Origin of the sequence: Rhizobacter sp. Root1221, from assembly GCF_001425785.1 — a bacterium.
In the GTDB taxonomy this organism is placed as follows: Bacteria; Pseudomonadota; Gammaproteobacteria; order Burkholderiales; family Burkholderiaceae_C; genus Rhizobacter.
This window is the reverse complement of record NZ_LMDI01000022.1, coordinates 23844-48742: the sequence shown is the minus strand read 5'-3', so window position 1 is coordinate 48742 and position 24899 is coordinate 23844. Positions and strand designations below refer to the sequence as shown.

Genomic DNA, 24899 nt, shown 5'->3' with positions numbered 1-24899 from the left:
CCCGCCCTCCTAACGTGCAGGAGGAGTGTCCCCGCAGCCCGCAAAGCCCGCCATGAACAAACAGATCACGGTCACGTCGCCCCTTTCGACCGAACTGCGTGTGGAATCCATCGATTTCACCGCCGGCCTGAGCCAGCTCGGGGAGATGGAACTGCGCCTGCTCAGCGAGTCGGGCGATCTGTCGCCCGAAGACCTGCTGGGCAAACCCATCACCGTGTCGATCAGCCGCGACAACGACGAGCAGCAGCACTTCAACGGATACGTCACCCGCTTCGGCATTGGCCGCAGCCGTGGCCGGCACTTCGGCTACCAGGCCGTGGTGCGCCCCTGGCCCTGGTTCCTCACCCGCACGGCCGACTGCCGCATCTACCAGGACCTGGACGTCCCCGCCATCGTCAAGCAGGTGTTCGACGACAACGGATTCTCCGATTTCGACTTCCGCCTGTTCCGCTCGTACCGCAAGCGCACCTACTGCGTGCAGTACCGCGAGAGCGACCTGACCTTCATCACCCGCCTGCTCGAGCACGAAGGCATCTACTGGTACTTCGAGCACACCGCCAGCAAGCACGTGATGGTGCTCGTGGACTCGTCGAGCGCCCACGAACCCATCACCGGCGAGGCCACGCTGCCCTACTTCGAGAACATCGACTCGGCACCGCCCGACCTGGAATACGTGTCCGACTGGACCATGTCGCGCGAGGTGCGCACGGGCAAATCGGTGCTGCAGAGCTATGACTTCGAGCGCCCGTCGGTGGACCTGATGGTGGATGCCAACCTCACCCGCAAACACGCCCAGGAGGCATTCGAGCGTTTCGACTACCAGGGCGACTACATCATCAAGGGCGACGGCAAGCAGCTCGTGGACGACCGCCTCGACGAACACCAGGCTCGCCACCACCAGCTGAGCGCCGCGTCCAACTGCCACCGGCTTGGCGTGGGCCACCGGTTCAAGCTCGACCGCCACCCGCGCACCGACCAGAACGCCGAGTTCCTGGTCGTGGGCACCACCGTGCACGCCACCATCGGCGGCATCGAGTCGGGGCACCCGGACGGCGACTACCGCAGCACGTTCACCGCGATGCCCGTGGCCCAGCAGTTCCGGCCTGCGCGCACCACGCGCGTGCCGTTCGTGCAGGGGCCGCAGTCGGCCGTGGTGGTGGGCCCGTCCGGCGACGAGATCTACACCGACAAGTACGGCCGCGTGAAGGTGCAGTTCCACTGGGACCGCTACGGCAAGAACGACGACAAGAGTTCATGCTGGGTTCGGGTTTCCCACCCGTGGGCGGGCAAGAGCTTCGGGTCCATCCACATCCCCCGCATCGGCCAGGAGGTGATCGTCAGCTTCCTCGAGGGTGACCCGGACCAGCCGCTCATCACCGGCCGTGTCTACAACGCCGAGCAGATGCCCCCGTGGGACCTGCCCGCCAACGCCACGCAGACCGGCATCCTCACGCGCTCGTCGAAGGGCGGCGCGTACGACAACGCCAACGCCATCCGCTTCGAGGACAAGAAGGGGGCCGAGGAAGTGTGGATCCACGCCGAGAAGGACCAGCGCATCGAGGTCGAGAACGACGAGTCGCACTGGGTGGGCCACGACCGCAAGAAGACCATCGACCACGACGAGACCACGCTCGTCAAGCACGACCGCACCGAGACGGTGGGCAACAACGAGACCATCACCATCGGTGTCAACCGCACCGAGACCGTGGGCAGCCACGAGGTGATCGGCATCGGCATCAACCGCACCGAGACGGTCGGGGCGAACGAAACCATCACCATCGGCGCCAACCGCACGATCTCCGTGCTGGCCAGTGAAACCGCCACGGTGGCGCTGCAACGCACCCACGCGGTGGGCATCAACGAAACCATTGCCATCGGTGCGGCCCAGGAAGTGGCCATCGGCGCGATGCAATCCATCACGGTGGGCATCAACCAATCCACCTCGGTGGGGGTGAACCAGAGCAACAGCATCGGCAAGAACCGCACCATCGAGGTGGGTGCCAACCAGGGCACCACGGTGGGCAAGAACCGCACGGCCAGCGTGGGCGACAACGACACGCTCACGGTCGGCAAGGACCTGGTGATCTCGGCCGGCGACTCCATTACGCTGAAGACCGGCGACGCCGTCATCACGATGAAAAAGGACGGCACGATCTTCATCAAGGGCAAGAACATCACGATCGACGGCTCGGGCAAGATCAACGTCAAGGCCAGCAAGGACATCGTGATGAAGGGTTCCAAGATCCTGCAGAACTGAACAGAACAGAACAAAGGTGAACACCATGGGACGCAGAGACACCCTCGACACCGCCCGCGACCTGCCGGCAACCGACGATCCATTGACCCCGCTGCTCGCGTCGCGGCCGCTGCGCCCCACCGCCCCGGCCTTGCCCGAGGTGGTGGTGGGCGAGTTGATCGCCCTCGCCGACGACGGCCACACCCCGCTCGTGCGGTACGCCGGCCAGCCCGGCACCGCCGCACTGCGCGCCCGCGCGGTGCTCGACCTGCAGGGCAGCCACGTGGGCCGGTCGGTGGTGCTGCAGTTCGAAGGTGGCGACGCCGAACGCCCCATCGTGATGGGCGTGCTGCGCGAGACGCCGGCCGCCCCGGCCGCGGGCCCGGGCCAGGTGCAGGTGGATGCCGACGGCGAACGCCTCATCGTGCGCGCCACCGACCAGCTCGTGCTGCAGTGTGGCAAGGCCAGCATCACGCTGACCAAGGCGGGCAAGGTGATGATCCAGGGCACCTACGTGTCGAGCCGGTCCACCGGGGTGAACCGCCTGCAGGGTGGCTCGGTGCAGTTGAACTGAGCGCCGGTCCGATGGAACTGCTCAATGCCACCCGCATGATCGCGGGCTACAACCTCGGCGTGGAGCCGAGTGGGCGCGAGAGCCTGGTGGTCGTGATCAAGGGCACCTTCCGCTTTCCCGTCGACGGTGAGCCGGCCGGGCATTTCGCGCTGCACGACGTGCAGGCGCCATTGGTGATGGCCGACACCTTCACTGGCGCACCGGGGTTCTCGGCACCGGTGCACGAGGTCGACTTCGCCCCCCGCAAGACGCGCTGCGACATCCTGCTGGTGGGCAGTGCCCACGCGCCGCAAGGGCAGCCCGCGGCCCGCGTGGACGTGGGCGTGCGCATCGGTGACTGGCTGAAGGCGTTGTCGGTGGTGGGCCCACGGCGGTGGGACTGCGGCGTGGCCACGCTGCGTGCCACCGCGCCGGAGCCGTTTGTCGTGCAACCCATCAGCTACGACGTGGCGTACGGTGGTGTCGACACGCGCCACGACGACCCCGCACAACACGCCGCGTTCCTGGGCAACCCGGTGGGCCGCGGCTTCCACAAGCACCTGCGCAAGGAGTGGGTGGACGGCAAGCCGTTGCCGCTCACGGAGGAAATCGGGCGCCCGGTGTCCGACACCGATGGCGACTACCGCCCCATGGCCTTCGGCCCGCTCGGCCGTGGCTGGTCGCCGCGGGCAGCCCTTGCGGGCACCTACGACGACGCCTGGCGCGAGCAGCACTTCCCGTTCCTCCCGCCCGACTTCGATGCCCGCTACCACCAGGCCGCACCGGAAGACCAACAAGTGCCGCTCGACTTCTTCTCCCGCGGTCCGATGGAGGTGACGCTGTCGAACCTCACGCCCGAGGGCCATACCCAGTTCACGATCCCGTCGCTGGTGGCGCCCGTGACGGTGTTCCCCAAGCGCGGTGACCGCGAGGAACTGACCGCCGTGCTCGACACCGTGGTGATCGAACCCGACCTGCGCCGCTTCACGCTCACGTGGCGCGCGGTGCGCCCGTTGCGCAAGAGCCTCTTCGAGATCGCCCAGGTGCTGGTGGGCAAGAAGGGCCGCGACTGGTGGCAGCTGCGGGACAAGGTCACCTTCCCGATCCCCGTCGTGATGGTGCCGATGGAACGTCCCACCCCCACGACCGCCTGACCGATGACCGCATCTCCCCTGGCCATCCGGCGCACCGCGCTGATCACGAGCGTGGGCCTCGACGCGCCATCCTCCTGCGCGGCCATCCGCGCCAAGCTCACGAACCCCACCGAAACGCGTTTCGTCGACGACGAAGGCGCCTGGCTGATGGCCCACGCGGTGCCACTCGGCGAGTCCTGGAGCGGCCTCGCCAAGCTCGCCCGCCTGGCCGCATTGGCCATCGACGAATGCCTGGTGGACGTGCCACGCGACCAGTGGCCGCAGATCCCGGTGTTGCTGTGTGTGGCCGAGCACGACCGCCCGGGCCGCCAGGGGGGTCTCGACGACCGGCTGTTCGCCGAAGTGGAACGGCTGCTGGGCGCGCAATTCTCCGACCGCTCAGCCATCGTCGCCCATGGCCGCGTTGCCACGCCCATCGCGCTGGCCACGGCCCGGCAGTTGCTCGCCGACCCGCTGGTGACGCAGGTGGTCGTGGCCGGGGTCGACAGCCTCTTGAGCTGGCCCACCCTGTCCGTCTACCTGAAGGCCGACCGCCTGCTCACGCCCATCAACAGCAACGGCTTCATGCCGGGCGAAGCCGCGGGCGCCGTGTTGCTGGGCGCGCCCAGCGCGCATGCGGAACTGCGCTGCACGGGCGTCGGCTTCGGCATCGAGCCGGCCCACCTCGACGCCGACCTGCCGCTGCGCGGCAACGGCCTGGCCGCCGCGATCGAGCTGGCGCTCGACGACGCAGGCCGGCAGATGCACGAGTTGCAGTTCCGCATGACCGACCTGTCCGGCGAGCAGTACTACTTCAAGGAATCGGCGCTTGCCCTGGGCCGCACCCTGCGCCAGCTGACACCCGAGTTCGAGCTCTGGCATCCGGCGGAATCCACCGGCGAAACCGGTGCGGCCAGCGGCTTGGCCATGCTCGCGGTGGCCGACGCCGCCTGCCGCAAGGGCTACGCGCCCGGACCGGACTTCATCGCCCACTGGGCCAACGACAGCGGCCGGCGTGCGGCCGCCGTGTTGCAGTTCGCGAGGCACCCCGCATGACCAACCAGGTGTTCGCCAACAACCGCGAGGTGTCGTGCAAGTCCGCCGCCGGCAAGTCCATCTGCGCCTTCCCCGACGTGTGCTTCACGCCGCCGCTGACGCCGGCCACGCCGCCGGGCGTGCCCATCCCGTATCCCAACACGGGCATGGCCAGCGACACGTCCAACGGTTCCACGAGCGTGAAGATCTCCGGCAAGGAGGTCATGCTCAAGGACAAGTCGTACTTCAAGCGCAGCATGGGCGACGAGGCGGGGTGTGCGCCCAAGAAGGGCGTGATCACCAGCCGCAACATGGGCAAGGTGTTTTTCACGGCCTGGTCCATGGACGTGAAGATCGAGGGCGAGAACGTGGTCCGCATGATGGACCTCACCACGCACAACCATGGGTCCAACCCCGGCAACACCGGTCCGTGGCCGTACCTGGACGAGGTGGCGATGCCGGGCATCGGCGCACTGTGCGGGCCCGACAAGGACCGGGAAGAAAAGGCCTGCGAAGGGTGCAAGCCCAAGGGCAACAAGCCCGCCTGCCCGCCCTACTCGCCGCCCAAGCCACCCGCCTCCACGGCCACCAGCATGGCGGCCGACCAGGCCACGAAGATGGACGCGCTGGCGGCCATCAAGAAGGCCAAGCGCAGTTCCGCCCAGCAGAAGGAACTCGAATCGATCCGGGAGAAGGTCTACAAGGCCACGCCCGAATACGAGCAGTTCAAGGCGGATCACAAGAAGTACTTCGAGGACATGGCCAAGGCCACCGAGTCCGACGCCTACAAGTGCGCCCGTGCGCGCCGGTGCATGCTGGTGCCGTTCAAGTCGAAGGACAAGCAGCAGCAGTGCTGCGAAGGACAGACCGGGCACCACCTCATCGAAGCGTCCGCTTTCCTCGAGCCCGGCACGCGGGGCAAGGGTGATGTCCCGCGCGAGCAGTTCAAGAACTCCAAGTACGACATCAACAAGGCGCCGTGCATTTGCGCAGAAGGCCAGAACAACACCGCCGCCAGCCACGGCCTGATGCACACCTACCAGGGCGTGCGGGCCGAGAAGATCGCCGTCAAAGGCGAGTGGACGCTGAAGCAGGCCACCGACACCGCCGGCCAGGCCACGAAGATGGTGTTTCCCAACTCTGATTGCAGCCCGGGCTGCATCTCGGCACAGCTGAAGGCCTACCACGAGCAGGAGGGGGTGGGGGTCAAGCCGGGCGAGAAGATTCCGGCGTCGCCGAGTGGCAAGTTGGATGACGAGACGGCCAAGAATGCCTGGAAGGATCTGGATCAAAGAGCCGCTGAAGCCGAGCAACTGGCCAAGAATCGTTCAAGTAATCGCTGAAGAACACCATGAAAAACAGACCTCCAGACACGCCTCTCGACCATCGTCTCAAACTCTCGTTCGCGGCGATCCGCCAACGGGACATTGTCTACGTGAGTACGTTCGCGCCCGACATGCAGGACAAGGGGTTGCCCTTCGCGGTTTTCTATGACCATGACACCTCGGTCTTCGGTCTGATCGAGCATCCCGTGCGCTGGAACTGCGTCTCGGTGTGTGCCACCGAGTATCCCAAGCCGCAAATGGTGGCACTGGGCGAATACGGTCAGGTGCGCGTCTACGGTTCCCAGGACGATCTCGAGAGCCGGGTCGTCCCCGAGAACCTGCGGTTCCGCGAAGTGCGTTCCATCGCCGGCGTCGCCTACGCCTGCGCCATGGACCGCAAGGTCTTCCGTCGCGACGACTTGGACCAGTGGACCCCCATCCACGGCGACTTGCCGTCGCGCCCGGGCCCCGACATCGTCCTCGGCTTCGAATCCATCCACGGCTTCGGGCCCGACGACCTGTACGCCGTGGGTTGGCACGGCGAGATCTGGCACTTCGACGGCCGCGACTGGCACCAGGAAGAGAGTCCCACGAACATCATCCTCAACCGGGTCTACTGCGCCCCGGACGGATTCGTCTACGCGTGCGGCCTGAGAGGCACCCTGCTCAAGGGCCGCCACGGCCAGTGGTCCCTGGTGGCCGCCGATGCCTACGACCTCGACTACTGGGACCTGGAGTGGTTCGGCGATCGCCTCTGGATCTCTTCGCACCACGGCCTCTTCACGCTCGAAGGCGACACGCTTCAGCCGGTGCAGTTCGACGATGACGCCCCCTCCACCTTCTTCCACCTGGACGCGCGCGACGGCATCCTGTGGACGGTCGGCTCCGACGACATCCTGCAGTTCGATGGCGACGAGTGGGAACGCATTGCCTGATCCCGTCGCTCCGCCCATGAACCCACCCTCACCCCGGCCGGCCGTCGCGCCCGTCATCGACCAGCACCTGGAGGTGGCGATGCACCTCCACGGCACCCGCCAGGTGTTGCTCGATGCCCCGCATGCCCGCCTCCACCAGCTCGCGCGCCTCGACGAACGGCTGATCGCCCACCTCGATGGGCTGGCCATCGCGGGCGAGGCGGGCCTCCGGGCGAGCGACGCGACGCTGGTGGCGCCCTTCGGTGGCGGCGAGTTGTTCGTGGCCACCGTGCTCGCCCTCCAGGCGCGCGACACGGCCCGCCTCGAACGGCTGTTCGCCCTGGCCGAAGCGGTGTCCGATACTGCGCCGGCCCTGGTTTCGGCCTTCGGTTGGGTGTCTTCCCAGCACTTGCGCGGGGTCACCAAGGGCCTGCTCGATTCACCCAGCCCGCTGCGACGCGCCATCGGCCTCCAGGCCTGCGCGGCCCACCAGGTGGATCCCGGCCCGGCGCTCACCGCCGCTTGTGATGAAACCGACACGGCCCTTCGGGCCATGGCCTGGCGGGCCTCGGGCGAACTCGGCCGCGTCGACCTGCTCCCGGCCGCGTTGCGTGCGCTGACCGACCCCGACGACGCCGTGCGTTTCGAGGCCGCGCGGGCCGCCGCTCGGCTGGGCGACCGCGACGCAGCGCCTGCCACCCTGCGCGGGCTCGCTCTCGCCGCAGGCCCGCACCGGGTCGGCGCCCTCACCACCTCGTTGCTGGTCACCGCGCCTGGCGACGTGCATGGCCTGCTGAAGGCCTTGCCCGCCGACCCCGTTGGCGAACGCCTGCGCGTGCGCGGCGCCGGCTGGTCCGGCGACCCGTTCTACGTGCCGTGGCTGCTCAAGCAGGCGGCCACGCCCACGCTCGCCCGCGTGGCCGGCGAAGCGCTGTCGCTGATCACCGGCGCGGACCTCGCGGCGCTGGACCTCGAAGGTGCTGCACCCGCCGGCCCTGCCTCGGGTCCGAACGACGATCCGGCCGACGACGACGTGTCGCTCGACGAAGACGAGAGCCTGCCGTGGCCGGACACCGAACGGCTCACCGCGTGGTGGCAGGTCAACGCGACGCGCTTCGCGGCGGGCACCCGCCACTTCGTGGGGCAGGCGCTGTCACCCGCACAGGCCACGGCCGTGCTGTCCACCGGCATGCAGCGCCAACGCGTGCTTGCCGCGGATCACCTGATGATGCTGCAATCAGGCAGCCGCCGCTTCAACACCGCGGCGCCGTCGCACCGGCAGCAGAGGCTGCTGGCCACCGCACAGTGAACGGATGGTCACCATGCCCGACATCCACGTCCCCACCCTCTTCGCCCTGCTCGGACCCGCCTTCCTGCTGCTGGGCGCCGGCCGCTGCCTGGCGGCACGCGCCTGGCACCCCCAGGGCCGCACCTGGCTGATCGTGGGCACGGTTTTTTCCGCCGTGGCGGTGTGGCTTCACCTGCATCCGGCCTGAGAGATTGCCCCCGCTGTCGCGGCGCGGTATGACTTTCGTTGATTGCCACGGCGCCCCGTAACGGGGATAAACGAAGCTCGGGTGGGTCCGACGCTGTAGATCGGCGACACCCCGGCATTCGGAGCCTTTCATGAACCTGGTGATCCAAGCTCACACCCTCAAAAATGAGCCCTTGTCGCAGCCCATCACCGGACGTTTCGACGAACGGGGGGGCACCATCGGGCGCTCGGACACCAACACGCTCGCGCTGCCCGACCCGGAGCGACACATCTCCCGGCTGCACGCCGAGGTGTGGTTCAGCAACGGCTCGTTTTCCATCCGCAACGTGGGCAGCGCCAACGCCATCCTGGTGAACGGCCGCCCCATCGCGCCCGGTGAAGGCTCGGCCATCACCGAAGGTGACGAACTGGTGGTGGGCGCGTACGCGATGCGGGTGTCGTTCAACGTGCCGTCGCAGATCCGCCCCGTGGCGGTGGACGGCCGCACGGTGATCCGCTCGTCGGCCGGGGAATCGCGCACCAACCCGCCGCAGTCGCGCATCCTGCCGCGGCCAGCCATGCCTCCGGCCCCCGCGCCTGCGCCCGCAGCGGCCACCCCGGCCGCACCGGCAGGTGCGGACCCGTTCGCAGACCTGTTCGGCAGCCCGGCCCCGGCCGCGCCGTCCAACGACCCCTTCGCCGACCTGTTCGGCAGCCCCACGCCCAAGCCGGCGCCCATCCCCGCACCAGCCCCCGCGCCAGCCTCGTCTTCCCGCGCCGCCGCCCCCGTGCCCGCTGCGCCACCCCAGGGTCCGGCCCACCTGCCCGACGACTTCGACCCGTTCGCCGACCTGGCGCCGCCCAAGGGCGCCCAGGCCACCGACCTCGGTGACTTCATGGCCGGCACCCCGGCCCCGGCGGCCGGCAAGCTGCCCGACTCGGCGTTCGGCGACCTGTTCGGCAGCGCCGCGCCCACCCCTTCGTCCAGCCTCGACGACATGTTCGGCCTGGGCAAGTCGCCCGCCCCCGGCAAGGACCCGCTGGCCGACTTCATGGCCCCCGGCGCCGGTCTCGGCGGCGGCCGCGACCCGCAGCCGTCGCAGGACCCGCTCGCCATGTTCGGCGCGCCCACCCCGCCCGCCTCCAACCGGCCGTCCGACTTCAACCACACCCCCGAGCTGCGTGGCGCCTACACGCCCCCGGCGGTGCAGAAAGACCCAGTCACCGTCCCTGGCATGCGCCCGGCCGGCCGGCCCCAGGTCCCCCCTCCGCCACCGCCACGCCCACCCGTGGCCACCGCGCCCGCCCCGCGCCCGGTGTCGTCGCCCGCCGCCGCCGCGCCGCCGCGCCTGCCACCGTTCCCGCCCGAATTGGCCGAAACCACCATGCCGGCCATGCGGGTGTCGCGGCCGCTGCCGGGTGACGACGGCGATCCGGAGGTGTCCGCCCCCATGCCGCTGACGCCGCTGGTGGCGCCCACCCCGCCGGCGCATGCGCGCATGCCCAGCACACGCCCGCCCGCACCGGCATCCACCCCCGTCCCCCCCGTGCGGCCGCCGGCCCCGGTGGCCCAGGCGACCCCCACGGCCACCGGCAGCAACGCGTCCAACGACGCGCTGTGGGCTGCCTTCTGCGAAGGCGCCGGCATCAACATGACGCTGCCCCAGGGCCTGAACCCCGACCTGATGCGGGTGATCGGCCAGGTGATGCGCCACTCCGTGGACGGCACGCTCAAGCTCGTGGCCGTGCGTGCCGCCGCGAAGCAGGAACTGCGCGCACAGGTCACCACCATCCAGTCGCGCAACAACAACCCGCTGAAGTTCTCGCCCGATGCCGGTGCAGCCATCGAGCAGCTGCTGCAACCACCCATGCGCGGGTTCATGGTGGGTCCGCAGGCGGTCAACGACGTCATGGACGACCTGCTGGGCCATGCCATCGGCACCATGGCCGGCATGCGCGCAGCACTCTCCGGCGTGCTGGCGCGCTTCGAACCCGGGCAGCTCGAATCCAAGCTCGGCGGTGGCGGCATGATGGACACCCTGCTCCCGATGAACCGGCGTGCCAAGCTCTGGGAGCTGTACCTGCAGCATTTCAAGCGCATCCAGGGCGACGCGGAAGAAGACTTCCACGAACTCTTCGGCAAGGCCTTCATCCGTGCCTACGAAGACCAGCTCGACCGGCTCGACAGCGCCCGCCACCCGGACGTGTGAATCACCCCATGACCGTCACCGTCCCGCAGAAAGCCCATTGAGATGCTGCATGTCGAGATCGCTGCATGCAGCGAGCCCGGGGATCGCACCCACAACGAAGACGACCTGCGGTACGGCACCGCCGGGTCGTTCTGGTACGCGGTGCTGTCCGACGGCGCCGGCGGCCACCGGGGTGGCGCCATGGCGTCCGACCTCGTGGTTCGCCTCACCGCGCTGGGCCTGCAGTCTGCCCCCCAGGCCTCGCCGGAGGCCCTCACCCAGATCATCTGCGACGCCCACACCGCCCTCGGCGACCAGCAACAGGGCCGGCGTGGCCACGACCGCATGCATGCCACCGTGGTGGCGCTGTGGATCGACACCCGCCGTGAAGAAGCGTTGTGGACCCACGTGGGCGACTCCCGCCTGTACCAGCTGCGCCACGGCCAGGTGGGCGAGGTGACCAGCGACGACAGCGTGGTGCAGCGCATGGTGCATGCAGGCTACCTGTCGCGGGCCGAGGCCCGCGACCACCCCCGCAAGAACCAGTTGCTCAGTGCCATGGGGTCCACCGAGGCGGTCGAACCCAACACCACCGAACAGGCCACCCCCATCGCCGACGGCGATGCCTTCCTGCTCTGCAGCGACGGCTGGTGGGACCACTTCGAACCCCACGACATCGAGACCGCCTTCGCCGCCGCCACGTCGCCCCAGCACTGGCTCGACCTGATGGCCGCCGACATCCGCCGCGCCGGGCTCAAGGGCCAGGACAACTACAGCGCGGTGGCCGTCTGGATCGGTGACCCGGCCGAAACCACGCGCGTGGGCGCCTATCTGTGAACCCGACCCCTTGGAGGCCTCTGCCATGACCCGCCTTTTCCGCGTCTCCCACCCGCTGCCCGCCCTGGCATTGGCCCTGTCGGCCACGCTGGCCGCAGCGCAACCCGCCCCCCAGGGCGACGCCGTGTTGCGCGGCAACAAGGTCACCGAATCGAACCTGCTCGACGCGCTGACCCCCGACCCCGAGCCGGTGGTCACCCGCAGCCTGAAGGTCACGCGCGACGGCGCCCCCACGGTGCCCGCGCGCAAGCCCAGCGCCTCCTTGCTGATCACGTTCGAGACCAACTCCGCGGAGCTGACGGCGCCGGCCAAGAAGCAGCTGGACGTGGTGGCCGCGGCGCTCAAGAACGACCGCCTGGCCGAGTACAGCTTCAACGTGGAAGGCCATGCCGACCCCCGGGGGGACGCCGACACGAACCTGTCCCTGTCGCAGCAGCGCGCCGACAGCGTGCGCGCCTACCTGATCTCCACCCACGGCATCGCCGCCGAACGGCTGAAGGCCGAAGGCCGCGGCGACCGCGACCTGCTGAACCGCAAGGTGCCGTCCGCGGCAGAGAACCGCCGCGTCACCATCGTCACCAACCTGCGCTGAGGTCAGCGCGCGTAGCGCGCACCCCGGTTGAGCATCGATTCGGTGTGGTGCAGCTGCCCGATGGACACCAGCCCGCCGCCGGCCAGCAGCATGAAATCGGCCTCCACGTGCGCCATGGGCACCTGGGTGTCGTACAGGTAGACGATGTCGGACTGCAGGCGATCGCCGGCTCCGAACTGCATCCGGTGGATGCACTTGCGGCCGGCATCGCCGTTTTCGCCGACCAGCAGGCGGATGTGCAGCTCGCCCGGATGGGCGAGCACGATCACGCGCTCTCGGACGATGGTGGCGTTCTCATAGGTGGACATGTCGGTACCCCGGCTGCAACGACTGCCAGTATCGGCGAAGACAGTGCTGCCCCCTTTTCCAAGCCGCCCGACGCCGATGCAACTTGGGGATGCCCTGACCGGGCATTGATCGACATACTCCCCCGCAACGCAGCGAAGAGGTCGACAGATGGGCAACGGCGTATTTGCCAACGGGCGTGAAATCTCCAGCAAATCGATGGGTGGCAAATCGATCTGCTCGTTCCCCGATGTCTGTTTCACCCCGCCCTTGACCCCGGCCACGCCACCCGGCATCCCCGTGCCATACCCAAACACGGCCCTGGCATCCGATACATCGGGGGGGTCCATCACGGTCAAGATCTCCGGCAAGGAGATCATGCTCAAGGACAAGAGCTTCTTCAAGACGAGCACCGGCGACGAGGCCGGCTCGGCCCCCAAGAAGAACGTGGTGACAAGCAGGATCAAGGGCAAGGCGTACTTCATCGCCTGGTCGCTGGACGTGAAGGTCGAGGGCGAGAATGTCGTCCGCCACATGGACCTCACCACGCACAACCATGGTTCCATGCCGCCCGGCGCACCGCCCACGCTGCACAACGCGATGATGGCGGCAGCCCGCATCGGGGAATGCCACGACGACGTCATCGAGATCAACCGCCGGTGCGACCCGTGGCGCGAGGGGCGCGGATGCCCAGAAGAGCAGGAAACCAGCATCGAACGCGCCGAAGCGCGGCGCGACAAGGCCCGCACCGACTCCGGGCGCACCAAGCCGCCCTTCGGCGCCGCCTATGACCGCGCGCAGTCGCAAGTGCGGGACGAGTACCTGGTGTACACCTTCAGGATCAACCAGGACCCCTGCCGCAAAGCCATGAAGTGCCTGTTGATGCCGTTCAAGGACATGAACAAGATGAAGTGCAAGAAGCAGACGGGCGAACACCTCATCGAGAAGGCCAGTTGCAAGGGCGTGGGCGGGTACAACGAAAACGACGCCCCCACCGCATTCACCGAGGGCCCCAGCAACCACCTCGGTGAACACGGCATCGTCAGCCTCGACCGCAAGGAGTTCATGGCGGACTGGCTCAAGACCAACCCGCCGTCGGCCTGGACCATGGGCGAGGCCGCCGACCTGGGTGCCGACGTCTTCCATGAGCAGAATACCGAGCCCCGATGCAACCGCGAATGTCTGAAGAAGCAGATCATCGCGGGCCATGAGCGCATGGGGGTCCAGCAGAGCGATCCCATCCAGCCCAGCTCCGCGGCCTCCGACAAGTCCACGCCGGACCGCGAAATCATGAAACTGGTCCGCGAGCAGCTCGCGGACCAATGACACCTCAACCACCGGAGCCGCCGCCGTGCACGACAACCTCCGCGATGCCGTGACCTTCTGGGACGGCATCCCCCTGCCCGATGGGGTGCTGCTGATCGGCGGGCTGGACGCACAGCCCGACACCCGCCACACGGTGGTCGCCCGCATCCGCGACGACAAGAAGTCCATCTGGACCCTGGAATGGCAGGCGCGGATGGTGCTGCCGCTCAAGGACGGTGCCGCGTTCGCCCTGCTCGTCGGCGTGGACGGCGAAACCTGCAGCGTGTCCGACAACGGCATCACCGAGCTGCCACCGCTGCCCATCCACGCCCGCGAGGACAAGTTCGGCTCGCTGCTGGGCGGCCGGGTGATTGAAGGCGAGGCGGTGGTGGTGGGCTACCGGAACCAAGTCCATGTCCGGGGCCCGGGCGCCCCCTGGCGCACCCAGGACGCAGGCCTGCCGGGCCGCGCGGACACCGCGGCCCGCGTCTTCGGCCTGGAGGCGGTGGACGGTTTCTCGCTGGCGCACCTCTATGCCGTGGGCATGAAGGGGGCGATCTGGTACCGGGAGGGCGGCGCCTGGCATGCGGTGGACAGCCCCACGAACGTCCGCCTCACCGCTGTGCACTGCGCCCCCGACGGTTGGGTGTATGCCTGCGGGCAGCACGGCGTGGTTCTGCGCGGCCTGCGAGACCAGTGGGCGGTGGTGGCCGACGACGCGGCCATCTCGTACCTGTGGGGCATCGCCACCGTGGGGGGACGGGTCGTCGCCTCGTCGAACCTCGTGATGTACCAGGTCGACGACAGCGGTCTCGTGCCTTACCCTTTCGCCGACCTGAACCCCGACGATCAGAAGCTGCCGTTCTCGTTCTTCCGCTTGTTGCCCGAGGCGGACACGGTGCTGTCGGTGGGTCCGAAAGACGTGCTGCGTCTCGCCGCAGACAGCTGGCACCGCATTGTTTGAAGGTGTCAGAGGCTGAGCGTTTTTCTCAGCCCCGGCCCGCTTCCGCCACGGCGCGCAAGTCGGCCGCGAGCGCATCCACGCGCTCGGGCACCGAGTCCCACGCGAACATGAACCGTGCCCCGCCGCCGATGAACGTGTAGAACCGCCAGCCGCGTCCACGCAGCGCCTCCATCAGCGGCGGCGCCATCTTCAGGAACACGCCGTTCGCATCCGTGGGGAACATCAGCGACAGCTCCGGCACCCCGGCGATGCCATCCACCAGCCGCCGGGCGCAGGCGTTGGCGTGCGCGGCGCGGGCGCGCCAAGCGCCCGTCTCCAGCATGTGCACCCACGGCGCCGACAGGAACCGCATCTTCGAGGCGAGTTGCCCGGCCTGCTTGCAGCGGTAGTCGAAGTCTTCCGCCTGCGGGCGGTTGAAGAAGAGGATGGCCTCGCCCACGGCCATGCCGTTCTTGGTGCCACCGAAACACAGCACGTCCACGCCCACGCGCCACGTGATGTCGGCCGGCTCGCAGCCCAGCGCGGCGCACGCGTTGGAGAAGCGGGAGCCGTCCATGTGCAACACGAGGCCCAGCTCGCGGCACGTGGCGGAGATGGCCGCGAGTTCCTCGGGCCGGTACACCACGCCCGTTTCAGTGGGCTGGGTGATCGTCACCACGCGGGGCTTGGGAAAGTGGATGTCCTGGCGCTGCGTGGCGATGGCGCGGATGGCCTCGGGCGACAGCTTGCCGTCGGTGGCCGGTGCCACCAGCAGCTTCGAGCCGTTCGAGAAGAACTCGGGCGCGCCGCATTCGTCGGTTTCGACGTGGGCCGTCGAGGCACAGATCACGCTGTGGTACGACTGGCACAGCGACGCGAGCGCCAGCGAGTTGGCCGCCGTGCCGTTGAACACGAAAAACACCTCGCAATCGCGGTCGAACAGCGTGCGGAAGGCGTCGGAGGCCTTGGCCGTCCAGGCATCGTCGCCGTAGGCTGGCGCGTGGCCCGCGTTGGCCTCGGCCATCGCGGCCCAGGCTTCCGGGCAGATGCCCGCGTAGTTGTCACTGGCGAATTGCTGGGCGGTGTCGGGCATGGCGGGGTGTGGAAATGAAAACGGGCCCGGTGATGCTGACGCATTCCGGGCCCGCTGTCACGCCGTCGTCCCGGCGCAAGGCTGCAATCAGCGCTTCTTGACGGGCGGCAGGTCCGTGCAATGCCCTTCTGCCGCTTCAGCCGCAAGGCCGACGCTTTCGCCGAGGGTCGGGTGCGGGTGGATCGTCTTGCCGATGTCCACCGAGTCGGCGCCCATCTCGATGGCCAGGGCCACCTCGCTGATGAGGTCGCCCGCATGGGTACCAACGATGCCGCCGCCGATGATCCGGTGCGTTTCCTCGTCGAAGATCAGCTTGGTGAAACCCTCGTCGCGGTTGTTCGCGATGGCCCGCCCCGAGGCGTTCCACGGCAGCACGCCCTTCGTGTACTTCAGGCCCTGCGCTTTCGCTTCGTCCTCGGTCACGCCCACCCACGCCACTTCGGGGTCGGTGTACGCCACGCTCGGGATCACGCGTGCATCGAACTCGGTCTTCTCGCCGAAGGCCGCCTCGGCCGCCACGTGGCCTTCATGCACCGCCTTGTGGGCGAGCATGGGCTGGCCCACGATGTCGCCGATGGCAAAGATGTGCGGCACGTTGGTGCGCATCTGCTTGTTCACCGGGATGAAACCGCGGTCGCCCACGGCCACGCCAGCCTTGTCGGCACCGATGCGCTTGCCGTTGGGCACACGGCCCACGGCCTGCAGCACCAGGTCGTACAGCTGAGGTTCCTTCGGTGCGCCCTCGCCTTCGAACGTCACGCGGATGCCCTCGGGCGTGGCCTCGGCCCCCACCGTCTTGGTCTTCAGCATGATGTTGTCGAAGCGCGGCGTGTTCATCTTCTGCCACACCTTGACCAGGTCGCGGTCGGCGCCGAGCATCAGCGAGTCCATCATCTCCACCACGTCCAGGCGGGCGCCCAGCGTGCTGTAGACCGTGCCCATCTCGAGGCCGATGATGCCGCCGCCGATCACGAGCATGCGCTTGGGCTTCTGGCGCAGCTCGAGCGCGCCGGTGGACGTCACGATGCGCGGGTCGTCCTTCGGCAGGAACGGCAGCTTCACGGCTTCAGAACCGGCCGCGATGATGGCCTGCTTGAAGCGGATGGTCTGGCGCTTGCCGTCGGCGTCGGTCACGGCCAGGTGGAAGGCGTCGACGAACTCGCCGTTGCCGTGCACTACGGTGACTTTCCGCATCTTCGCCATCCCGGCGAGACCGCCGGTCAGCTTGCCGACCACCTTTTCCTTGTGCTTGCGCAGCTTGTCGAGGTCAACCTGCGGTTCGCCGAACGTGATCCCGAGCGCGTCGAAATGCTTCGCCTCGTCCATCACGGCTGCCACGTGCAGCAACGCCTTCGACGGAATGCAACCCACGTTCAGGCACACGCCGCCGAGCGTCTTGAACCGCTCGACCAGCACCGTCTTCATGCCGAGGTCGGCCGCGCGGAACGCGGCCGAGTAACCGCCCGGGCCGGCGCCGAGCACGACGAGATCGCACTCGATGTCGGCCGTGCCCACGGTGGACGGCGCCGCCGCGGGGGCGGCTACCGGCGCGGGGGCCGGTGCCTGCGCAGCAGGAGCCGCGGCCGGGGCGGCCGCGGGCGCGGCAGCACCCGCGGCTTCGAGCGTCAGCAGCAGCGAGCCTTCGCTGACCTTGTCACCGAGCTTGACCTTCAGTTCCTTGACCACTCCGGCATGGGTGGACGGGATTTCCATCGAGGCCTTGTCGCTCTCGACGGTGACGAGCGATTGTTCGGCCTTGATGGTGTCGCCGGGCTTGACCAGCAGCTCGATGACGGCCACGTCCTTGGAGTCGCCGATGTCCGGCACCTTGATGTCGATGAGCGACATGGTTCTCTTTCGTGAAGGTGTCTTACAGCAGCACGCGGCGGAAGTCGCCGAGGATCTGCGCGAGGTAGGCGTTGAAGCGGGCCGCCGAGGCGCCGTCGATCACGCGGTGGTCCCAGCTCAGGCTGAGCGGCAGGATCAGGCGCGGCTGGAAGGCCTTGCCGTCCCACACCGGTTCGGTGGTGGAGCGGCACACGCCGAGGATGGCCACCTCGGGCGCGTTGATGATGGGCGTGAAGTACCGGCCACCGATGCCGCCGAGCGACGAGATCGAGATGCAGCCACCGCTCATGTCGGCCGGGCTCAGCTTGCCGTCGCGGGCCTTGGCGGCCAGCGCGTTCATCTCCTGCGAGATCTGCACCACGCCCTTCTTGTCGGCATCCTTGAGCACCGGCACCACGAGGCCGTTCGGCGTGTCTGCCGCAAAGCCGATGTGGTAGTACTGCTTCAGCACGATCTGCTCGCCTTCGAGCGACGCGTTGAAGTCAGGGAACTTCTTCAGCGCGGAGACCATGGCCTTGATCAGGAACGCGAGCATCGTGACCTTCACGCCCGACTTCTCGTTCTCCTTGTTCAACTGCACGCGGAACGCTTCGAGTTCGGTGATGTCCGCGTCGTCGTGGTTCGTGACGTGCGGGATCGTGACCCAGTTGCGGTGCAGGTTGGCGCCCGAGATCTTCTTGATGCGCGAGAGGTCCTTGCGCTCGATGGGGCCGAACTTCGAGAAATCGACCTGCGGCCACGGCAGCAGGCCCGGGAACGCACCGCCACCGGCTGCTGCACCGGCCGGGGCCTTGGCCACCTGCGCCTGCGTGCGCACGTCGCCGGCCATCACGCCCTTGACGAAACCGTGCACGTCGGTGTGCGTGATGCGGCCCTTCAGGCCCGACCCCTTCACCTCGGCCAGCGGCACGCCCAGCTCGCGGGCGAGCTTGCGGATGCTGGGCGACGCGTGAGGCAGGCGCCCCGTGGGCGGCGGCGGTTCGGCCGCCGGCAGCGCCGCGGTGGGCACCACGCGCTCGACCACCGGCGTGGACGGCGTCTCAGGGGCAGCCGCCGGCGCGGAGGCCGCAGCAGGCGCAGGCGCGGGCGCGGCGGCAGCACCACCAGCGATCTCGAGCGTGGCGAGCACGCTGCCCTGGCTGACCTTGTCGCCGAGCTTGACCTTCAATTCCTTGACCACGCCGGCGTGCGACGACGGGATCTCCATCGAGGCCTTGTCGCTCTCGACGGTGATCACGCTCTGCTCGGCCTTCAGCGTGTCGCCCACCTTGATGAACACCTCGATCACCGACACGTCGGTGCTGTCGCCGATGTCCGGCACCACCAGTTCGATGGTGCGGGTGCCACCCGTGGCGGCGGCCGGTGCCGGTGCCGGCGCCGCGGCTTGTGCCGGGGCGGGTGCGGGTGCCGCAGCGGCGGGAGCCGGCGCTGGGGCGGCCGCCCCGGCTGCCGCCTCGATCGTCAGCACGATGGAACCTTCGCTCACCTTGTCGCCGAGCTTGACCTTCATCTCCTTGACGACCCCGGCCGCGCCGGACGGGATCTCCATCGAGGCCTTGTCGCTCTCGACCGTCAGCAGCGACTGGTCCACCTGGATGGTGTCGCCTGGCTTGACCAGCAGCTCGATGACTTCGACTTCCTTGAAGTCCCCGATGTCGGGGACCTTGACTTCGACCAATGCCATGTTCTTCTCCGATTCCTGTTTTCGTCAGGCGTACAGCGGGTTGATCTTGTCCGCCTTGATGTTGTACTTGGCAATGGCCTCGGCCACCTTCGCTGCCGGCACGGTGCCTTCTTCGGCCAGCGCCTTCAGCGAGGCCACCACGATGTAGTGGCGGTTGATCTCGAAGTGCTCGCGCAGCTTGCTGCGGAAGTCGCTGCGGCCGAACCCGTCGGTGCCCAGCACCTTGAACGTGCGGCCCTTCGGCAGGAACGCGCGGATCTGGTCGGCGTAGCTCTTCATGTAGTCGGTGGACGCGATCACCGGGCCGGCATGCGGCTCGAGCTGCTGCGCCACGAACGGCACACGCGGCTTGTCGGTGGGGTGCAGCAGGTTCCAGCGTTCGGCGTCCTGGCCGTCGCGGGCCAGCTCGTTGAAGCTCGGGCAGCTCCACACGTTCGCGGCCACGCCCCACTCCTTCTCGAGCAACTCCTTCGCCGCGATGGATTCGCGCAGGATGGTGCCGCTGCCGAGCAGGTTCACGCGCGGCGTCTTCTTGGCGCCGGCCTGCAGCAGGTACATGCCCTTGATGATCTGCTCTTCGGTGCCGGCGGTGAGGCCAGGCATCGCGTAGTTCTCGTTCAGCAGCGTCAGGTAGAAGAACACGTTCTCCTGTTTCTCGACCATGCGCTTCAAGCCATGGTGCAGGATCACGCCCACTTCGTGCGCGAAGGTCGGGTCGTAGCTGATGCAGTTCGGGATGGTGCCGGCCAGGATGTGGCTGTGGCCGTCCTCGTGCTGCAGGCCTTCGCCGTTCAGCGTGGTGCGGCCCGACGTGCCGCCCAGCAGGAACCCGCGGGCCTGCATGTCACCCGCCGCCCAGGCCAGGTCGCCGATGCGCTGGAACCCGAACATCGAGTAGTACACGTAGAACGGGATCATGATCCGGTTGTTCGTGGCGTACGACGTGGCCGCGGCGATCCAGCTGCTCATGCCGCCGGCCTCGTTGATGCCTTCCTGCAGGATCTGCCCGGCCTTGTCCTCGCGGTAGTACATGACCTGGTCCTTGTCGACCGGGGTGTACAGCTGGCCCTGCGGGTTGTAGATGCCGATCTGGCGGAAGAGGCCTTCCATGCCGAACGTGCGGGCTTCGTCCACCAGGATGGGCACCGTGCGCGGGCCGATCTCCTTGTCACGCAGCAGCTGCGTCAGGAAGCGCACGTAGGCCTGCGTGGTGGAGATCTCGCGGCCTTCGGCCGTGGCTTCGAGCGTGGCCTTGAAGGTGTCGAGCGGCGGGATGGTGAACTGCTCTTCGGCCTTCGGGCGGCGCTGCGGCAGGTACCCGCCGAGGGCCTTGCGGCGCTCGTGCAGGTAACGCATCTCGGGCGTGTCGTCGGCCGGCTTGTAGAACGGCACCTCGGCGATCTTGTCGTCGGGGATGGGGATGTTGAAGCGGTCGCGGAAGGTCTTCACGTCCTCGTCGACCATCTTCTTGGTCTGGTGGGCGGTGTTCTTGCCTTCGCCGATCTTGCCCATGCCGAAGCCCTTGACCGTCTTGATCAGGAGCACCGTGGGCTGGCCCTTGTGGTTCACCGCGCGGTGGTACGCCGCGTACACCTTCTGCGGGTCGTGGCCGCCACGGTTCAGGCGCCAGATGTCATCGTCGCTCATCTTCGACACCATCTCGAGCAGCTTCGGGTGGCGGCCGAAGAAGTTCTTGCGCACGAAGGCGCCGTCATTCGCCTTGAACGCCTGGTAGTCACCGTCGAGGGTGTCCATCATGACCTTGCGCAGCAGCTCGTCCTTGTCGCGGGCGAGCAGCGGGTCCCAGTAGCTGCCCCACAGCAGCTTGATGACGTTCCAGCCGGCACCGCGGAACTCGCCTTCGAGTTCCTGGATGATCTTGCCGTTGCCACGCACCGGGCCGTCGAGGCGCTGCAGGTTGCAGTTGACGACGAAGATCAGGTTGTCGAGCTTCTCGCGCGCGGCCAGGCCGATGGCGCCGAGCGATTCGGGTTCGTCCATCTCGCCGTCGCCGCAGAACACCCACACCTTGCGCTTGGAGGTGTCGGCGATGCCGCGGGCGTGCAGGTACTTCAGGAACCGGGCCTGGTAGATGGCCATCAGCGGGCCGAGGCCCATGGACACGGTGGGGAACTGCCAGAACTCGGGCATCAGCTTCGGGTGCGGGTAGCTGGAGATGCCCTTGCCGTCGACTTCCTGGCGGAAGTTGTTCAGCTGTTCTTCGGTGATGCGGCCTTCCATGAAGGCGCGGGCGTAGATGCCCGGCGACGAGTGGCCCTGGATGTACAGCAGGTCGCCGCCGTGGTCCTCGGTGGCACCGTGCCAGAAGTGGTTGAAGCCGGCACCGAACATGGTGGCCAGCGACGCGAACGACGAGATGTGCCCGCCGAGGTCGCCACCATCGGCCGGGTGCAGGCGGTTCGCGCGCACCACCATGGCCATCGCGTTCCAGCGCATGTAGGCGCGCAGGCGCTCTTCCATCTCGAGGTTGCCGGGACAACGCTCTTCCTTGTCCGCAGGAATGGTGTTCACGTACGCCGTGTTCGCGGAGAACGGCATGTCGATGCCGACCTGGCGTGCGTGGTCGATCAACTGCTCGAGGAGGAAGTGGGCGCGGTCGCCACCTTCGGTCTCGATCAGGGCCGACAACGCGTCCAGCCACTCACGGGTTTCCTGGGAATCGGCGTCGTTCGCCGAGGCGCCCAAGAAGGATTCAGGCAGGGCCGACATCACACTCTCCTCGTTCAGGGTTCGAAAGGTGGCGCGGAGTGTCGCACAGGGTTCAGGAAATCTCAAATTGTGCAAGATAGTTTCGTATTGTGGAAACTACCAATGAAACTCAGGGTTCTCTCCGTGTCGCAATGCGGAGTGGTGAACTGTTTGCCCGCTCCGCAGCCTCGATAATCCGCCGATGCAGCCCGCGAAAGATTTGATCCGCTCCCCCCGCCCCGGTGACGTCCGGGCCAAACGCCTGTTCGGCACCTGGTGGCGCCGGCAGTCGCCGTCACGCCAGGACCGCTACGCCACCCTCGGACCGCTGGTCTCGGTGCTGCTGTTCCTCGCGGCGATCATCTCGGCCTTCTGGTACCTCCGCAATGAGGAATTGGAGCGGGAGCAGGAGTCGGTCAAGCGCGACACCGAGATCGCCCAGCAGCAGGTGCGCCTGCGCCTGATCGAAAGCCAGGAACAGCTGATCCGGATGGCGCGCGAGATCGCCACCAACACCATCAAGGCCGACGGGTTCGCCCAGCAGGCCGCCGGCCTCGCCCGCGAGCGGCCCGAGATCACCCACCTGATGTGGGTCGACGCCGACCGCCACCGCCAGGCCAGCTACTCCAGCGCCAACATGCACATGCAGGTGGAGAGCAGCCCCGAGGAACTGGACAGATCGCTGCCCATGCCGCTGCGCGAGGGCACCCCCGAGCGCACGTTCGAGGCCACCCGGCAACTGCGTTACCCCACCTACTCCATCGCGTACCTCAACGGCTTCGGGCACTGGGTGTTCCAGCTGCAGGTGCCGCTGATCGACAACAACCGTTTCAACGGCACGCTGATCGCCGAATACTCGGTCGAGGCGCTGGTGCGTTACTTCATCCCGGCCGACGTGTCGAACCGCCACGTGGTCACGGTGGTCGATTCGCAGGAGAAGGTGCTTTCGAGCAGCGTGATGCTGATGCCGGGCCAGATCTCCCGGCCGGCGTCCATCGTCCACGACGTGCCGCTTGCGCCCGCCGGCAATGGCCTCAAGCTGCGTGTGCAGGGCTACCGCACGTCCATCGGCCTCATCAGCAACACGCTGTTCTGGATGGTGGCCGCGCTCAGCACGCTCACGGTGTGGATGCTGCTGGGCACCTGGCGCCACATGCGCCGCCGGCTGCAGATGCAGAACACGCTCATCAGCGAGACGAACTTCCGCCGGGCGATGGAAAACTCCATGCTGACCGGCATGCGTGCGATGGACCTGGAAGGCCGCATCACCTACGTGAACCCCGCGTTCTGCGCGATGACCGGCTTCAACGAGCAGGACCTGATCGGCCACCTGCCGCCCTTCCCCCACTGGCCGCCCGACCGCTACGACGAGAACAACCGCCTGCTGCAGCAGGAGCTGCAGGGCCGCAGCCCGGCCGGCGGCATCGAGGTGAAGGCCATGCGCAAGGACGGCAGCCTGTTCGACGCCCGCATGTACGTCTCCCCGCTGATCGACCCGAAGGGGGTGCAGACCGGCTGGATGACCTCGATGACCAACATCACCGAGGCCAAGCGGGTGCGCGACCAGCTCTCGGCTTCGCACGAGCGGTTCACCACCGTGCTGGAAGGCCTGGACGCGGCCGTGTCGGTGCTCTCCGTGCAACAGAGCGAGCTGCTGTTCGCCAACCGCTCGTACCGGCTGTGGTTCGGTGCCGAGTCGCGCGGCCATGCGGCGCTGGCCGGCGGCGAGGCCGCCCCCATGCTGCTGGGCGACTTCGGCGACTCGGTGGACAGCTTCGGCGGCCTGCCCACGCAGGAACTGACGGAAGCCGGATCGGACCCGCGCGAGGTGTTCGTCGAATCGCTGCAGAAGTGGTTCGACGTGCGGGCGCGTTACCTGCAATGGACCGACGGCCGCCTGGCCCAGATGCTGATCGCCACCGACATCACGAGCCGCCGCCACGCGGAGACCCAGGCCCAGCAGCAGGCCGAGAAGGCCCAGGTGACCAGCCGCCTCGTGACCATGGGGGAGATGGCCTCGTCGGTGGCCCACGAGCTGAACCAGCCGCTGACCGCCATCACCAACTACTGCAACGGCATGGTGTCGCGCGTGAAGGCCGATGCCATCGAGAAGCCCGACCTGATCGCCGCCCTCGAGAAGACGGCCAAGCAGGCCGAGCGGGCGGCGCAGATCATCCGCCGCATCCGCGCCTTCGTGAAACGCAGCGAACCCCGGCGCGAACCGGCGCACGCGGCCAACATCGTCGACGAATCGGTGGACCTGGCCGGCATCGAGCTGCGCCGGCGCAACGTGGCGCTGCACATCTACGTCGCGCAGCGCCTGCCGGTGCTGATGGTGGACCCCATCCTGATCGAGCAGGTGCTGCTGAACCTCCTGAAAAACGCCGCCGAGGCCATCGACTCAGCGGGCCTGCCCTTGCCGCGCCGCAACATCGAGCTGCGCGTGGTGCCGCGCCACACCCCGGACGAAGGTGGCGTGATCGAGTTCACCGTCACCGATTCGGGCCCGGGCCTGAAGGAGGAGGTCATTGGCAGGCTGTACGAAGCGTTCTTCTCGACGAAGGTCGAGGGCCTCGGCATCGGCCTGAGCCTGTGCCGCTCGATCATCGAGAGCCACCGCGGCCGGATTCGTGCCGAGAACTTATACAATGGCGCCACCGTGGTCGGCTGTCGTTTCAGCTTCACGCTGCCTGTCGAAACCGCCAAATCCACCGGCCTTGAAACGGCCCTGACCTGAGCCCACA

Annotated in this window: 19 protein-coding genes; 14 read left to right on the top strand and 5 right to left on the bottom strand. The window is 67.9% G+C overall.

Annotated features, from left to right (window positions below; translation table 11 throughout):
- The first annotated feature begins 52 nt into the window (after positions 1-52).
- From ASC87_RS16345 to ASC87_RS16295, 11 genes are all read left to right on the top strand, one after another.
- Positions 53-2257, top strand: coding sequence for a type VI secretion system Vgr family protein (locus ASC87_RS16345; RefSeq protein ID WP_056664115.1), 2205 nt, complete (start codon positions 53-55; stop codon positions 2255-2257).
- Positions 2258-2282: 25 nt separating this feature from the next.
- Positions 2283-2810: a DUF6484 domain-containing protein gene (locus ASC87_RS16340; protein ID WP_235582189.1), complete on the top strand. Its 528-nt coding sequence runs from the start codon at positions 2283-2285 to the stop codon at positions 2808-2810.
- Between the two features lie 11 nt (positions 2811-2821).
- On the top strand, positions 2822-3943 hold the full coding sequence (locus ASC87_RS16335; RefSeq protein WP_056664112.1) for a DUF2169 domain-containing protein: 1122 nt from the start codon (positions 2822-2824) through the stop codon (positions 3941-3943).
- 3 nt (positions 3944-3946) lie between these two features.
- The gene (locus ASC87_RS16330; protein ID WP_056664109.1) at positions 3947-4978 is read left to right on the top strand and encodes a 3-oxoacyl-ACP synthase; all 1032 of its coding nucleotides are present in this window, start codon (positions 3947-3949) and stop codon (positions 4976-4978) included.
- Positions 4975-6300, top strand: a complete 1326-nt coding sequence (locus tag ASC87_RS33615; RefSeq protein WP_056664106.1) for a PAAR-like domain-containing protein — start codon at positions 4975-4977, stop codon at positions 6298-6300. The genes ASC87_RS16330 and ASC87_RS33615 overlap by 4 nt, the downstream gene beginning before the upstream one ends.
- A gap of 8 nt (positions 6301-6308) precedes the next feature.
- A complete protein-coding gene (locus ASC87_RS32455) occupies positions 6309-7217 on the top strand; it encodes a hypothetical protein (protein WP_200954373.1) in 909 nt (302 codons plus the stop codon).
- A gap of 16 nt (positions 7218-7233) precedes the next feature.
- Complete coding sequence (locus ASC87_RS16315; protein ID WP_056664099.1) at positions 7234-8505, top strand: TIGR02270 family protein; 1272 nt, start codon at positions 7234-7236, stop codon at positions 8503-8505.
- Positions 8506-8518: 13 nt separating this feature from the next.
- On the top strand, positions 8519-8692 hold the full coding sequence (locus tag ASC87_RS16310; RefSeq protein ID WP_157604083.1) for a hypothetical protein: 174 nt from the start codon (positions 8519-8521) through the stop codon (positions 8690-8692).
- A 130-nt stretch (positions 8693-8822) separates the two neighbouring features.
- Positions 8823-10880, top strand: a complete 2058-nt coding sequence (gene tagH / locus ASC87_RS16305; protein ID WP_056664093.1) for a type VI secretion system-associated FHA domain protein TagH — start codon at positions 8823-8825, stop codon at positions 10878-10880.
- A 42-nt stretch (positions 10881-10922) separates the two neighbouring features.
- The gene (locus tag ASC87_RS16300; RefSeq protein WP_056664090.1) at positions 10923-11696 is read left to right on the top strand and encodes a PP2C family serine/threonine-protein phosphatase; all 774 of its coding nucleotides are present in this window, start codon (positions 10923-10925) and stop codon (positions 11694-11696) included.
- 25 nt (positions 11697-11721) lie between these two features.
- The gene (locus ASC87_RS16295) at positions 11722-12288 is read left to right on the top strand and encodes an OmpA family protein (protein WP_056664087.1); all 567 of its coding nucleotides are present in this window, start codon (positions 11722-11724) and stop codon (positions 12286-12288) included.
- Positions 12289-12290: 2 nt separating this feature from the next.
- On the opposite strand, the gene ASC87_RS16290 is transcribed toward ASC87_RS16295, so the two are convergent.
- Positions 12291-12596, bottom strand: a complete 306-nt coding sequence (locus ASC87_RS16290) for a hypothetical protein (protein ID WP_056664084.1) — start codon at positions 12594-12596, stop codon at positions 12291-12293.
- A gap of 148 nt (positions 12597-12744) precedes the next feature.
- Here ASC87_RS16290 and ASC87_RS16285 point away from each other — a divergent pair, with 148 nt between their 5' ends.
- Both ASC87_RS16285 and ASC87_RS16280 read left to right on the top strand, forming a co-directional pair.
- Positions 12745-13899: a PAAR-like domain-containing protein gene (locus ASC87_RS16285; RefSeq protein WP_056664081.1), complete on the top strand. Its 1155-nt coding sequence runs from the start codon at positions 12745-12747 to the stop codon at positions 13897-13899.
- 25 nt (positions 13900-13924) lie between these two features.
- Positions 13925-14842 (top strand): hypothetical protein, encoded by a 918-nt coding sequence (locus tag ASC87_RS16280; RefSeq protein WP_056664079.1) that lies wholly within the window; start codon positions 13925-13927, stop codon positions 14840-14842.
- 25 nt (positions 14843-14867) lie between these two features.
- Here ASC87_RS16280 and ASC87_RS16275 read toward each other — a convergent pair whose 3' ends face one another.
- The 4 genes from ASC87_RS16275 to aceE form a co-directional block, all read right to left on the bottom strand.
- Positions 14868-15914 carry a low specificity L-threonine aldolase gene (locus ASC87_RS16275; RefSeq protein WP_056664076.1) on the bottom strand — a complete coding sequence of 349 codons (1047 nt, stop codon included), beginning with the start codon at positions 15912-15914 and terminating at the stop codon, positions 14868-14870.
- A gap of 87 nt (positions 15915-16001) precedes the next feature.
- Positions 16002-17762 carry a dihydrolipoyl dehydrogenase gene (gene lpdA / locus ASC87_RS16270; protein WP_056664073.1) on the bottom strand — a complete coding sequence of 587 codons (1761 nt, stop codon included), beginning with the start codon at positions 17760-17762 and terminating at the stop codon, positions 16002-16004.
- Between the two features lie 22 nt (positions 17763-17784).
- Positions 17785-19446, bottom strand: a complete 1662-nt coding sequence (gene aceF, locus ASC87_RS16265; RefSeq protein ID WP_056664071.1) for a dihydrolipoyllysine-residue acetyltransferase — start codon at positions 19444-19446, stop codon at positions 17785-17787.
- Between the two features lie 24 nt (positions 19447-19470).
- Positions 19471-22176, bottom strand: coding sequence for a pyruvate dehydrogenase (acetyl-transferring), homodimeric type (gene aceE / locus ASC87_RS16260; RefSeq protein ID WP_056664069.1), 2706 nt, complete (start codon positions 22174-22176; stop codon positions 19471-19473).
- 181 nt (positions 22177-22357) lie between these two features.
- Between aceE and ASC87_RS16255 the strand changes: the two genes are divergently transcribed.
- Positions 22358-24892: a PAS domain S-box protein gene (locus ASC87_RS16255; RefSeq protein ID WP_056664066.1), complete on the top strand. Its 2535-nt coding sequence runs from the start codon at positions 22358-22360 to the stop codon at positions 24890-24892.
- Positions 24893-24899 lie beyond the last annotated feature (7 nt).